Origin of the sequence: uncultured Candidatus Kuenenia sp. (assembly GCF_900696675.1) — a bacterium.
GTDB classification, from domain to species: domain Bacteria; phylum Planctomycetota; class Brocadiia; order Brocadiales; family Brocadiaceae; genus Kuenenia; species Kuenenia stuttgartiensis_A.
In genome coordinates this window covers 50947-64435 of record NZ_CAADGZ010000006.1, presented here as the reverse complement: position 1 = coordinate 64435, position 13489 = coordinate 50947, and the positions used below count along the sequence as shown (strand labels likewise).

Genomic DNA, 13489 nt, shown 5'->3' with positions numbered 1-13489 from the left:
TAAAGTAGTACAATAGCGCTACCACAATTGCTAAAAAACGGATATCTGTTATCGCTTTTTGCCAATCTTGGTAGTGGAAAATACTGATTTTCGCATTGCGAAAATCGTTTGCAGGATTTAGGTAATATTTTCAGAGACGCTAATCCCCTTGAATTCCTTTTCGATTTCTAAAAAAGCATCCACAATATCGGGATCGAAGTGCTCGCCGCTATCAGACTCTATACGTTTAACTGTCTCTTCGTGTGATAAGGGTTCTTTATAAGTCCTTTTTGATCTCATTGCATCATAGACATCGCACACAGCAAAGATCCTTGCCTCCAGAGGAATTTGCAGCCCCTTTAAGCCTTCCGGGTATCCTTTACCATTATATTTTTCATGATGATACGCACAGATGTTTCTGCCCAGAATAAGAAACGATTGCTTCAGTTTGAATGTATCAATAGCATCCTGAAGTACCTGTTTCCCTATACGGGGGTGTTCCGCCATTTCTTTGTATTCTTCGTCCGATAGCATTGTTTTTTTCAATAAGATGGCATCCCGTATTCCCACTTTTCCTATGTCATGTAAGGATGCTGCATCATACAGGTCTTCAAGAAATTCGTTCTTGAGTATTTTCCGGTACTTTTTTTTCTTTCGCAACTGCCTTGCAAGTATTATGGTATAATTTCTTGTCCTTTCTAAATGATCCCCTGTTTCCTGGTCTCTGATTTCGGTAAGTCTTACCAGAGAAAATATAATAGCCTTCTGCGCCTCTATCAACGCCCAGAATCTTGAGAAATTTATATAGCCAATAACCAATATAAGACAAATAAATAATGCCAGGAGCAGGACGGAGACCCATATCAATCGTTGTAAACCTGCCTTTAGTAAAGGATGGCTGTGGAACATAGCCACTATGAATCTCTTACCTGGAAGGAACTCCACCGTTGCATAGTGGATAGTTTCTACATCCGAAAGATATAACCACCCGGAACTATCATGGAAAATATAATCCGACGTAGCAAAGTTAACAGATCCGTCCTGTTTTAAAGATATGATATTTCCTTCTTCAGTTTGAATAAACATATTTTTAGGGAGGACTTCAAGCACTTCTGAAAAAGATATATCTAAAATCAAAATCCCATTTTTCTAGTTTTCAGAATTAAACAGAGGGGTGGCAAAACTTATCACCGAAATGCACGGGCCATCCGCCTTTTCCTGATCAATAGTTACATCTATTGGTGACGAACACATTTGATCCTTGTCGAGCTTCATAGTTTCTTGAAAATGGGGATGATGCCTGTGGTCTCGCAGATCAGAGTCAGGAACAATAATGGTTGTATCATCCTGATGTTTATTGATCCTGACAATCTCATGTCCTGAAGCATCGATAATTTTGATTTGAGAATATTTTTTATATACCCTTGCAAAGTCGCGGAATATTTTCTCCTCAATTTTTTTATAATGGCTGGATTCAAAATCACTATCTGCGTAATCCTTAGTATTTGGCAAATCTCTGAGAAATAGCAAATTCTGTGCAGACCAGGAAAAATATTCTTCGATTATTTTCTTGCCTGAAACCAATTGTGCAGTGGTTTTCCCGTGTTGCCATTTTGCCTCTCTTTCATATATCTGACTGCTACCAACATATAGAACTGTCCCAAAAAGTATAAAGAGAAGGATGGTAATTGATAAAAACATCACGTTTTGTTTTATGACATTCCTATTCAACATAATATATCTTGATTATTTGTTTGTTTGTTTCCTTTCTGAGATTACCATCATTTTGTTTCCACTGTTTCCCGACTCATATTTTTGCACTGCACAGTCAGACTTTCATACATTAAATAGATTACGCTGAATAGTTACAAACTATTATCATAAAATATTAATATTCGTGCTCATGCCCGTAATGATGGTTATGCCCATCGTTATGGTGGTTTACTTCCATTTTTGCCAAATCCATCCCACACACAGGACATTTTCCAGGCTCATCGCTTTTACTGCCTTCATGTTTCATGTGGCAAAGATAACTATCCTCTATGCCATGTTCTGCCTCCATATATTCATAATTTTCATGGGCAGTTTCTGCACTGTGATGATGATCATGACTCATGTGCTTCCCCCTGTTCCCGGAGTGATTGTACATAGGCATAAACTATTATTATATAGTACAGTGTGTATGGTAATATGAGACATTACCTAGTATAGCGTTTCATTAAAATATCTACATTGATACCGTCATTGCGAGCGACAGCGAAGCAATCTTAAGTCTTTTGGGAACAAGAGATTGCTTCGTCACGCCACTCCCCGCAATGACATTTTTTTTCGTACACCTTTTAGCGAAACGATTTACTAGTCTTTTTCCTCCCACTCATACCAACGTTCCACTCCATAATCTGTATCAGTTGAATGACAACCGGCACAGGAATTTGTAATCACGGTACCAGAACTGTTTTGAATACCGTTAGCCGTATTATTATCAGCCATCGCTTTGCTGGCGTATGGTTTGATAATATCAAAGACATGAGAAGATATGTCATTATTTACTGCGCTCTTTGCAGTTTTTGGCATATGACAACCTGTACAAAGGCTTCCACCAGGGCTGGAAGAACTGAATTCATGTTTTGCATGTCTGTTTTGTACTTCACCATCTTTCTCAATGGTCTCCGCAAAATCATCATGGCATGTAATGCAGATCTTATTATTGTCACTTCTCTTGCGTAATTGAGGTGTGCCTGCCTCGCCCGTAACGTGAGGTTCATGACACTGATAACATTTCTGTCCTGCATAGTTGTAATGATGACTCTTAATGAAATCCTGATATTGTTGACGATGTTTCTTGGAATGGTTATTCTCTGAGGCATTCTCACCTAAAGAACCGGCGTCATTATCATTCCAATAACCAGCCGTTGGATTGCCGTCGGCGTCTGTTTCCTCTATATAGTCCGCCAGTACCTTACCTGGTATAAATGGTGTAATCTCATCGCCATTGATAATAGAGGGATATTCTGTCTCAAAGTCGGCGCCATTTTCACCGTCCTTGTTTTTTACACGAACGTGACATTGCCCGCAAACTTCATTGCCACGATCTGAGGCCAGGTATTTCGGGTTAACGATATGCCTGGCTTTTCCACCTCCTTCAGATACGTGTAATTCGCCAGGCCCGTGACAGCTTTCACACGATATGCCCAGTTCCTTTGAATTAGAAACAAATTCTCCGTTGACATTTTGTGTAATATCCAATCCCGTTACGTGACAGCCCTCGCAATTCTGTTCAAAAGATTTTTCTTTATTCGGAGGAGTATCTTCGTCTGTTGTTATTAACGTGCCGTCATTGTTATACCATGTGCTTGCTTCGTAAGAAACCCAGGCTGCATCGGGATTACTTTGGTCTGCATTTCTATTATTATATTGTATGGGCAATATATAATGACTATCTCCTGTTTTTACGTGATACCTCTGTTTTCCTGCAAAGGAAACGCCTCCATGAGTTCTGACTACGGTATATGTGACGGAAATAGCCTCATTGGTCAAATCATAGAGGGTGACTTTATAGTCGCCTCCACTGATAAATGCCCTGAAGGCAACTTTGCCATCATCCGTGGTCATAAAATTTCCACTGAATGGAGCAACAACTGTATCAGATGCCGGCGTCTGGATGGTTTTTGCGTGAGCCGTTTCCTGCCAATCCTTATTGTCAGGATGGCAGCCCAGGCATACCGTACTCCCTACATATTCAGAGTCCGGGTGGGACGAGGAAGAAAGTTTTATTTTAACACTCTTTTTCTTCCCTGATTTTACCTTTACACTAAATTTATCATTGGGTAAATAAAACTCATCAGATAAAGGTGTAGCTCTGACAATGTATTTACCGGGCGCAAGGTTTTTAATCTTAAACTTTCCCTTTTTGTTTGTGGTAGCCATGTCCTCAAAGGCTGACCCGTAAGCCGTTTCCTCTGTAAGTGTCTGGATGCTGATAGTTATATCTGTTAAAGGTTGCCCGTCGGTACTGGTTACCTTGCCAACTATTTTTCCTGTTTCTTTAGACGTGCTTTTTTGTAGAAAAATGCTATTTGAGCCGTTTGCCGAAGACAAAGCCATCGGCATCATCTGATATACAAAAGCGGATGCCCCTGATACCATTGGGAAAGACACAACAATGGCAATTAAAACACTTAGCATTGATAGATGTTTTCTTATTAACATAAAAACCCTCCTCCATTGCTTTTACATAACGCAGAAGCAATCTTTAAATAATATATTCTGGAATAATTCACTGCGATAGTTGTATCCCCACTGCCCTTTCAAGATTTGCCAGATTTGTTTCATAATCAACTACCGATTTATAATACTGAAGCTGTGAATCTAAAAGCACTCGCTGACTGTCAATCAGGCTGAGAAAATCGATGATATCCGCTTCATAGCCGATTTGCGCCGCTTTAAGCGCTTGTTCCGCCTGGGGAATAACGCCAGTTTTGAAAAGATTTACCGTGCTTTTCGATGATTGTAATCTGACGAAATAATCTTTTACTTCGAAAAGCGTCTTATTATTAATATACCGGTGCTCTGATCTGGAGGCAGAAAGAGCCTCATTTGCTTCCTCCACCCTGGCGCGGTTCTTCGGCCATAACCATGGTATATTAATCGTAATAGAAGACGCCCACGCATCCGGGTTTCCGTCATTCTGCATATATTCAACCATAGGTTCAAAGTCCATAAAGTAATAGTCTTTTCTTGAAAGTTTTAGCTGTGCCTCATCCCTTTTGATTGCGTGGTCATATTTCTTTAGTTCAGGCCTGTTGTTTGAAGCAAGGTTTTCCAACCCTTCTAACGTTACATCCAAATTATGTATCTCAATAAGAGGGGGATCGCCCAATGGATGCTGCGGATGCCTGTCAAGTAAAACATTCATCATGGCAACAACCGACTCTTTTTCCTTGTTCAAAACAATAAGTTCATTCGTAAGTGTTGACAACTCTACCTGTGCAGAAAGCACATCCCTTTGCGATGTTTTGCCAACGGCGTATTTTGTTTCCGCGATTTTTGAAAATTTACGAAGCAGCTCCCTGTTCTCTTCCGTAATTGCAATAGCGCGGTTTACGTAAAACAGATCATAAAAGGCGGTTTTTACCAGGGCGGTAATTTCCTGCACCTTTGCCAACAGATCTTCTTCCGCCATTTTAGATTCCTGAGTTGCTATCTTCCCTCTCATGGCAAGTTTGCCGGGAAATGGAATTTTCTGAGTCACGGCGTACCGCTGTTGCAGCATGCTGGTTTGGCCGTTAATGTTGAGAGGTTGGTTGGACATATTAAAAGAACCTGCCCGAAACATGGGGTCTTCGAGTGATTTCGCCTGAGAAATTCTCGACGCGGAAGCATTTAACCGCTGACGCACAGCAATAATCTCAGGATTATGTTCCATCGCCTCATTAATTAGCCACTGTATGTTTAACGTACCGGCAGGCTTTTCTTTAGGTTTGTCAGCGCCCACTTCTTCTTTTGTCTTTGATGGGGAAGTATCACAACTCCCGGTTCGTGAAATCAGGACAAATTGGGTGAAAAAAAGTAAAATGAGTATGAACATCTTTTCGTATTTCATATTTAACATTTCGGATTTTACCATTAAATATTTTGACAAAAAATGCAAAGAAATCTCTGATAAGGTACTGAAATCACTCTTTACACGTAACCATATGACAATTACCTTCTTTGCACCCGGCTTCGCTGGTTAACAGATGTGTATGAAAATAGACGGACGAAAAAAGTATCCCTGAGAAAAAAACCGATACGACGCTTAGATAGCAAGGCATCGCAAATAATCCGCCTTTGCTGAATGATGATACTTTTGGTTCTACCAAACGGCTTATACGCTCTTCAAATGCCTGCTGTTCATTCGAAAATGAGGCTATCGCTATTTGCGTCATATGCTTTGTATTGTATCCGGACATTTTGACAAGGGCGCTTGCCAATGCAAGTGGTTCATTCATAAGCCGCAAAGCAGCATCGTCCGCAGCCTTCTCAGAGTGCATTTTATACAACCGCACAAGATAATTATTAACCGGCAGAAAGAAATGAAGCGCACAGAATATCTGCATTATCGCAAATCGTAACGGGTCCCTGTGTTTCAGATGATGAAATTCGTGAAGAACCACCGACTGTAGCTCTTTTGGGGTCAGATAAGAAAAAAGGCCGGCAGACAAACATATTTTGGGGCGAAATATGCCAAAGGTAAAGGCATTGAATATTTTCTGCCCGGATACAAATATCGGGGAGTTTTTACATGGCAGTGTATTTAATGTATCATCCCCAATCGGATACTCTTTTATGTCCGTCAAACCAAGAGAACGAAACAGACTGCGGTTTATAGTAAAGAGTAAAAACGCCTTATAAAAAGCCCTGCCGACGCCAACGAAATAAATACCCATACAAAGAAAATAAAACAACAGACACAGCGTATAAAAGCTGAAAAGGCAATTCAGACAAATACTTCCACAGCAAGTTGCAGAGTGGTACGTGTTAAAAATCCCTTTTATATAGCTGTTAACACTCACCAGAATGCCGGCAACAAAAGCAGAGGCAATGATGCTGTTTATCAACAAAAAAAGAGCAAAACACTTATCAGCATTCTTTTGCTGATTATTAGAAACGTTCTCTCCCCCTTTATTTTCCATTGATTTGCTCTTTCTTAAGCGATTGTTTCTTGGATTCTATGAGTTGCGAAAAATATTCCATCTTGTCCGGATTTAACTGCGACATGCATTCAACAAAATGAACCATTGCGGCTTTTAGCGACAGACCTGAAATCCCCTCAACAACAGCCTTCGACACCATCTCATAAAACTGTTCCTTACTATACAAAGGTTTATACAGGAAGGCCTTCTTTTCCCTTCTTCTGGTCAAAAGCCCCTTTTTCGTCATCCGGTTGGTGACAGTAATCACGGTCGAATAAGAAACACTCCTCTCCTGAGGAAACGATTCCAGGATATCCTTCACGCTGCCCTCACCCTTCATCCACAATGCATTCATAATATCTTCTTCCAGTTTCCCCAGTACCTGATTCAGCCCTTTCCTGAAAGGATTAAAATTAAATTTCAACAGCTTCCCCTCCACATTTTGCATTAATTTTGCATTAATTAGTGTTATAGAATCTTAAGTGTATTGACACAATAATAAGCCCTTTTGGGCAAATCATTGTCAATTGAAATTATTATATTCTACACCATGTAAAAGATGCAAGATTTTTTTTAGTTTTATGTAATGGGACGAGCCTCGTCGCACTACGCCGAAGGCCTAACTCCATTCTCGTTCCCAAGTTCCGACTTGGGAACGTACGTGCCCTGGAAGCTCCTGCTTCCATTTAATAACAAATATTGGGATCAAAAGACGCCTTTTGTAAACCGAATGTTTCCCTTTTGCGTCCAAACCCATCTTCATATCCGAGACTCCTTTTGTCAAAATACGAAGCAGCCTGGCAAACTATCAGATATATTTTTGACAGATATCTGCCCTCTATATACAAACCGAAGCTGGCATAGCCAGAAGCAAACAAGCACGAGATAAAAAACACGAAGCACGAAATACGAAAAATGCGCTTGTTTAGAATGTCAGATCATTTTGTCATTAGAATTTGTTTCGGATTTCACAATTACAGGCTGTGTTTCCTGCCTGAGAAAACGGAATATTTCTTCCGCCGCACGTTCAGATGCTCCTAGTTTTCCTATATCATCCATGAGTGAGCGTAGGTTTTCAATACACAGGTGTCTTTTTTGGTTATTCCTGAGCAATTCTATTGCCTGATTGGCCAGCCTGGAATAATTGTTACTGCACATGAGCGTTTCCGGAACAATCATCTTGTTTGCCAATATGTTTACCAGTCCGATATAAGGGGTGGTAAGGAACGGCCTGGCAATAAAATAAGCGAATGGTGAAATTTTATAAACAATAAGCATTGGTGTATGGTAATAGGCAATTTGCAGTGTAACAGTTCCAGAGCCGGCAAGGCAGATATCGGAAGACTGAATTATCTTGCGAACACAGCCAACGATAATTTCGGCGGGAAGATGAGATGCTTCTACTATTAAACGAATAAGAGAGAAATACTGTTCGCTGGTACAGGAAACGAGGATTTTTATGGAAGGGATGGTCTGTTTTATTTGTTTTGCTGCCCGGAGCAATAGCGGCAGCAGTCGGATAATTTCCTGTTTTCTGCTTCCGGGAAGCAGGGAAACGATGTACTCCCCCACTTGTTTTTCTTCCATCGAAAGGTGATTATTGATGCGTCGTTCCCTGTCTAATTCATCAAACAATGGGTGTCCAACATACGTGACCGGCAGTCCGGAAGTTTCATAAAAAGATTTTTCAAATGGATAGATGACGATTAAGAAGTCGACCAGTTTCCTTAGTTTTTTTATTCGCCATGGCCCGTGCGCCCATAATTGTGGAGTAATGTAATAAATTACCGGTATTTTTAATTTTTTTGCTGCCCTCGCAAGCTGGAAATTGAAACCGCAATAATCAATTAAGATGACGGCGCAAGGGGTTTCATGTTGAAAAAAGCGAACGCAATCTTTTTTCATGCGCAAAAAAGCGGATAATTCTGTCAAGGCGTGAAGCCACATGAGTGATTTTGTTTTCATATCGCAAAGACAATGCAGGCCCGCTTCATTCATACGTTCTTTCCCCAAACCATAAAAGGTGATATTGGGATTTTTCTTAAGGAGGCTGCGCATCAGATTTGCTCCGTGGATATCCCCGGAGGATTCTCCCGCGCTGATAAATATCTTATAATTGTTCATACGTTTGAAAATGTGAATGTGTAATAGTTTATGGAGATGGTAACACTTTGGTCTTTTGAAACTGGAAATTGTCATTTGTAGTGCGACGAACCTCGTCGCACTACATGAATTTAGTGGGCTTAGTAACACCTTAGTCTTTTGAAAAAGTAAGGGCGAAGCATTTGCCCGCTTGGGTGTGAACGCATTTATGACAATTTACAGCAAATGCTTCGCCCCTACATTGCTATTATTGGAATTTTTCAAAAAGCCAAATTGTTACCAATCATTTCATTTTCAGGCAGAGCGTATTATCCTTGCCCTTCGCTTTCCTTTTCTGGTATTTTCCTGTCTTGCAATGGCGCAGGTGAAGGGGTATTTATTTTCTTTCGGGGTATTCGTTGGCGTGATCTGGCTTCTTCATTAAAAGGGTTTTTTCCTATCCAACAGGGAGAGATTTTCCTGCTGGAAATAACTTTACTGAGGAGCGAAAGGTCCTTTTTTGCAACCAGGGTAAAGGCTATTCCCTTCCTTCCCATACGGCCTGCACGTCCTGTACGATGCGTATATTGCTCACCATCTCTTGGCATATCCCAATTAATCACATGCGATACATGAGAAAAGTCAAGCCCCCTTCCCGCAACGTCGCTCGCAATAAGGTAGCGGATTTTTTGGCTTCTAAATCTGCGAATAATTGATGAACGCTTGTCCTGTGCGAGTCCGGCGTGCATATACTCAATATCATGAAAATCTTTCCTAAGCAGCCGAAACAGAGAGTCAACCATGTGCCGTGCATTACAGAAGATAAGCGCCTGGTTCACCTCCTCGCCCTTGAGATATTTAACGAGTTCTTCATGCTTTTGTTTCGGGTTGACATAAGAAAAATAATGTTCAATGCTTTCCGGTGCAGATCTCTTTGTAACAAGCGATATATACTGGGGTTCATGCAAACAGTCTTGTGTAAGTTTTTTTATATCATCGGGCATCGTTGCGGAAAAAAGCAGTGTTTGATGTTTGTGCCGTATACATGACAAAATGAATTCGATATCCTCAAGGAATCCTACCTTTAGCAGCTCGTCCGCCTCATCAAGGATAACACATTTTATCCGTGCAAATGAAAGTATCCCTTCGTACAAAAGATCTATGAGCCGTCCTGGGGTTGCCACTAAAATATGCACTGTCTGTTTTACTCTGGCTATCTGTACCGCCCTATCAAATCCGCCATAAACGGCATAAGGGATAACGTCCGTTTTTGCCGCTATTTTCCTGATCTCCTCCACATACTGCATACACAATTCACGAGTCGGAACAATCACAAGTCCCTGAATGGCGTCGAGGGAGGGATCAACTTTTTGAATAAGTGGGATGGCGCAGGCTGCCGTCTTTCCCGACCCAGTCTCTGCCAGGGCACATAAATCATTGCCTGCGAAGATTATAGGGTAAGTCGCCTCCTGGATGGGAGTCATTTCATTATATCCCATTTTATCGAGGGCTTTGAGGATGTCTGCAGAAAGCTCAAGGTCGCTGAATTTCATGTATAGTTATCCCCCTCCACAAGGCAATGACCGCATAAATAGAACACAATGGCATTGGGTTAATTAAAAAGTTTTTACTCATATCATTTTTTTAAATCTATCTCCTTAAACATAAACCTTAATTTTTCACAAATTAAATCTTTTCCACTTCATTATCCTGTATTTTTTCCAGCATGGGTGGTTAAGGTTGCAACCAAATGTCATTAAGTTAAAGTTGTTTGATTAAAAACAACCCCCTTTATCCCCCTTTATTAAGGGAGACTTTTGCGGCAGGTAGATTAACTTAATGACATTGGCTTGCAAACCTGAACGGGCGGGAATATCGTTAATTTTGCAGTGATTACGATGTGATTGTCCTGGCAGACCCATCAATCATAGAGAATACGTGCAATACGCCCTATACAAGAATAGTTTTAAATTCTTTAACGTTGAATTATACTGGCACCGGAGACATTTTCCATATTTCATTATTATATTCTTCTATCGTTCTGTCACTGGAAAATTTGCCGCTGCAGGCAGTATTCAAGATGCTCATCCTCGTCCATTTATTCTGATCCCGATACGCCTCTGCTACTTTTTTCTGAGCGTTGACATAACTTCTGAAATCTGCAATCGTCATCCACGGGTCGTTCGGACTGGTAAGCGAATGAATAATGCTATCAAATATTTTATATTCAAACTGGTTGAAATGGCCGCTTGTAAGTAACTGCATCACGCGAAGCAAGTCCTCGTCCGTGTGAATAATCGCATCCGGGTTATAGTTTTTTCGTAATTGGAAAACTTCTTCAGCAGTCAAACCAAAAAAAAAGAGGTTTTCATCTCCAACTTCTTTGCGAATTTCAATGTTAGCGCCGTCGAGTGTGCCGATAGTTATAGCGCCGTTCATCATGAATTTCATATTTCCCGTGCCCGAGGCTTCTTTTCCTGCCGTAGAAATTTGTTCGGAAAGGTCTGTGCCAGGGGCAATAATTTCCATGGCAGTTACAGAATAATTCGGCAAAAAAACCACTTTTAAATATTCGTGCATCTTTGGATCGGCGTTAATTACCTCCGCAACATTATTTATCAATTTAATAATGGTTTTTGCCATAAAATATCCCGAAGCGGCTTTTCCGCCAAAAAGGATGAGTCGCGGAGTCCAATTTGCATCGTCGCCACGCTTCACGCGATCATACAAATGTACCACATGGAGAATATTAAGCAATTGACGTTTATATTCATGAAAACGCTTTACCTGCACATCATACAGGGCGAATGCGTCAACCACAATACCACAACCCTGTTTTATAAGCGCCGCCAAGCGTTTTTTATTATGCATTTTTATCTCCCGCCATCGCAAGCAAAATTCCTTGTCGTTAACATAGTTTTTTAGCAGGTGTAATTGCGGTAAGTCAGTTATCCATCCATTCCCGATTTTTTCTGTGATAAGGCTGCTTAATGCCGGATTTGCCCAGCCCAGCCACCTTCGTGGAGTGACGCCATTTGTCTTATTGTTGAATTTTTCCGGCCATAGCTCATAAAAATCACGAAACAATCCTTCCGTTAATAATTTAGTATGCAGTGCCGCGACGCCGTTTACGGAGAAACTGCAGACAATAGCAAGGTGTGCCATACGGGCATATGGTTCATTGCCGTCTCCGATAATCGACATGCGCATTTGCCGTTCAATATCGCCCGGCCAACGTCGCGCCACTTCTGAGATAAAACGTGCATTAATTTCATAGATAATATCGAGCAATCGCGGCAGCAGTTCGCGGAACATACGCACCGGCCATTTTTCCAGCGCCTCAGAAAGTAAGGTATGGTTTGTATATGCCATAACGTTGTGGGTAATGTCCCATGCCTCATCCCATTCCATTCGATATTCATCCATCAGCAAGCGCATCAATTCCGCCGTTGCGATAGCGGGATGAGTGTCGTTCATTTGAAAACAGTTTTTTTCAGCAAATTCGCTAAAATCATACCCATATAGTCGCACCCAATGGCGTAACACATCCTGCAGGCTTGCTGATGCGAGAAAATATTGCTGTTTCAGGCGCAGCACCTTGCCGTTTTCACTGACGTCATTCGGGTATAAAACCATGGTAATATATTCCGCGGCGCTTTTCGCGGCAACAGATTCAGGATAACTGCCCGCGTTAAACTCTCCCAGATTAAACTCATCTGTGGCGGAAGAAGACCACAATCGCAACGTATTTACGGTTCCATTCCGGTACCCTGGTATCGCAATGTCATAGGGCGTCGCCAATACATCCTGCGTATTTACCCAACGTGCGAACAACCTTCCGTCTTCGCCGCGATAAAATTCAGTTCGTCCGCCAAAATGCACGCGGCACATGTATTCCGGACGTTCCAGCTCCCAGGGATTTCCGTAGCGCAGCCAACGGTCGGGTTCTTCCACCTGTTCGCCATTTTCTATACACTGCCGAAACATTCCGTATTCGTAACGAATCCCGTATCCCACAACCGGCAACTGCATCGTGGCGCAGCTATCAAGAAAACATGCGGCAAGCCGTCCCAGGCCTCCGTTGCCTAAACCGGCGTCGTGTTCCGCCTCGCTCACTTCTTCTAATACGTAGCCAAGTTCCTTCATACCATGGGAAACCTCGTCAACAATGCCAAGATTGACCATGGCATTGCTCAACGTCCTCCCGGGGAGATATTCCATAGACAAATAATACGTACATTTGCATTTGCTTTCATGATAGGCATAGCGGGTCTTTTTCCAACGTTCCAATAACCGGTCACGGAGCACTAACGCCAGCGCATTATATGAATAGTGTAATAAACGACAATGCTTGTCTCGCCCCAGGGTATTACTAAAATACCGTCGATACTCTTCCCCGATATCTTTAGCGCTCATCCCTAAAGGCGGAAGCTCTGTGAGTGTAGATACTGGTTTGCTCTGTTTTAAAGTCTTATAGGGAAGGATTAGTTCTTTCCGTTTTTCCATTATTTAGATACCTCCTAACCTGGCATAGCCAGAACTAAACAGTCATTAGTCATTGGTCCACCACCTACTGCCGACTTTAGATTGCTGACTGCAAAAGGGACCATTAAATATTTTGTCAAAAAGCACGCACTGACGAATGGAAGTGTGCAAAGAAATTACACATGGCTGATTCAAGTTTGCAACTTGAACCCCGCGTTTTATATTGTTCCTGCCAGCCAGTAGGAGAGATTTGACCATTAAAGTACATA

At 41.6% G+C, this 13489-nt stretch carries 10 protein-coding genes; all 10 read right to left on the bottom strand.

Going from position 1 to position 13489, the window contains the following annotated elements:
* Positions 1–117: 117 nt before the first annotated feature.
* Positions 118–1116: an HD domain-containing phosphohydrolase gene (locus tag QZT26_RS02240; protein ID WP_295100294.1), complete on the bottom strand. Its 999-nt coding sequence runs from the start codon at positions 1114–1116 to the stop codon at positions 118–120.
* Between the two features lie 12 nt (positions 1117–1128).
* Positions 1129–1713 (bottom strand): hypothetical protein, encoded by a 585-nt coding sequence (locus tag QZT26_RS02235; RefSeq protein ID WP_295100292.1) that lies wholly within the window; start codon positions 1711–1713, stop codon positions 1129–1131.
* A gap of 154 nt (positions 1714–1867) precedes the next feature.
* The gene (locus QZT26_RS02230; RefSeq protein WP_295100290.1) at positions 1868–2095 is read right to left on the bottom strand and encodes a heavy metal-binding domain-containing protein; all 228 of its coding nucleotides are present in this window, start codon (positions 2093–2095) and stop codon (positions 1868–1870) included.
* 239 nt (positions 2096–2334) lie between these two features.
* A complete protein-coding gene (locus tag QZT26_RS02225) occupies positions 2335–4188 on the bottom strand; it encodes a multiheme c-type cytochrome (protein WP_295100289.1) in 1854 nt (617 codons plus the stop codon).
* A 67-nt stretch (positions 4189–4255) separates the two neighbouring features.
* Positions 4256–5590 carry a TolC family protein gene (locus QZT26_RS02220; protein WP_169702940.1) on the bottom strand — a complete coding sequence of 445 codons (1335 nt, stop codon included), beginning with the start codon at positions 5588–5590 and terminating at the stop codon, positions 4256–4258.
* Positions 5591–5654: 64 nt separating this feature from the next.
* Positions 5655–6653, bottom strand: a complete 999-nt coding sequence (locus tag QZT26_RS02215; RefSeq protein ID WP_099323759.1) for a M56 family metallopeptidase — start codon at positions 6651–6653, stop codon at positions 5655–5657.
* Positions 6643–7077 (bottom strand): BlaI/MecI/CopY family transcriptional regulator, encoded by a 435-nt coding sequence (locus tag QZT26_RS02210; protein ID WP_157820306.1) that lies wholly within the window; start codon positions 7075–7077, stop codon positions 6643–6645. Before QZT26_RS02210 ends, QZT26_RS02215 begins: the two co-directional genes overlap by 11 nt.
* A 509-nt stretch (positions 7078–7586) precedes the next feature.
* A complete protein-coding gene (gene lpxB, locus QZT26_RS02205) occupies positions 7587–8777 on the bottom strand; it encodes a lipid-A-disaccharide synthase (RefSeq protein WP_295100285.1) in 1191 nt (396 codons plus the stop codon).
* Between the two features lie 287 nt (positions 8778–9064).
* Positions 9065–10288, bottom strand: a complete 1224-nt coding sequence (locus QZT26_RS02200; protein WP_164995132.1) for a DEAD/DEAH box helicase — start codon at positions 10286–10288, stop codon at positions 9065–9067.
* Between the two features lie 433 nt (positions 10289–10721).
* The gene (locus tag QZT26_RS02195) at positions 10722–13241 is read right to left on the bottom strand and encodes a glycogen/starch/alpha-glucan phosphorylase (RefSeq protein ID WP_295100283.1); all 2520 of its coding nucleotides are present in this window, start codon (positions 13239–13241) and stop codon (positions 10722–10724) included.
* Positions 13242–13489 lie beyond the last annotated feature (248 nt).

What these genes read in the sequence shown, in the direction of transcription:
- QZT26_RS02235 (WP_295100292.1), bottom strand. Translation starts at nt 1,713, where the DNA reads ATGTTGAATAGGAATGTCATAAAACAAAACGTGATGTTTTTATCAATT.
- QZT26_RS02230 (WP_295100290.1), bottom strand. Translation starts at nt 2,095, where the DNA reads ATGAGTCATGATCATCATCACAGTGCAGAAACTGCCCATGAAAATTAT.
- QZT26_RS02225 (WP_295100289.1), bottom strand. Translation starts at nt 4,188, where the DNA reads ATGTTAATAAGAAAACATCTATCAATGCTAAGTGTTTTAATTGCCATT.
- QZT26_RS02220 (WP_169702940.1), bottom strand. Translation starts at nt 5,590, where the DNA reads ATGTTAAATATGAAATACGAAAAGATGTTCATACTCATTTTACTTTTT.
- QZT26_RS02215 (WP_099323759.1), bottom strand. Translation starts at nt 6,653, where the DNA reads ATGGAAAATAAAGGGGGAGAGAACGTTTCTAATAATCAGCAAAAGAAT.
- lpxB (WP_295100285.1), bottom strand. Translation starts at nt 8,777, where the DNA reads ATGAACAATTATAAGATATTTATCAGCGCGGGAGAATCCTCCGGGGAT.
- QZT26_RS02200 (WP_164995132.1), bottom strand. Translation starts at nt 10,288, where the DNA reads ATGAAATTCAGCGACCTTGAGCTTTCTGCAGACATCCTCAAAGCCCTC.
- QZT26_RS02195 (WP_295100283.1), bottom strand. Translation starts at nt 13,241, where the DNA reads ATGGAAAAACGGAAAGAACTAATCCTTCCCTATAAGACTTTAAAACAG.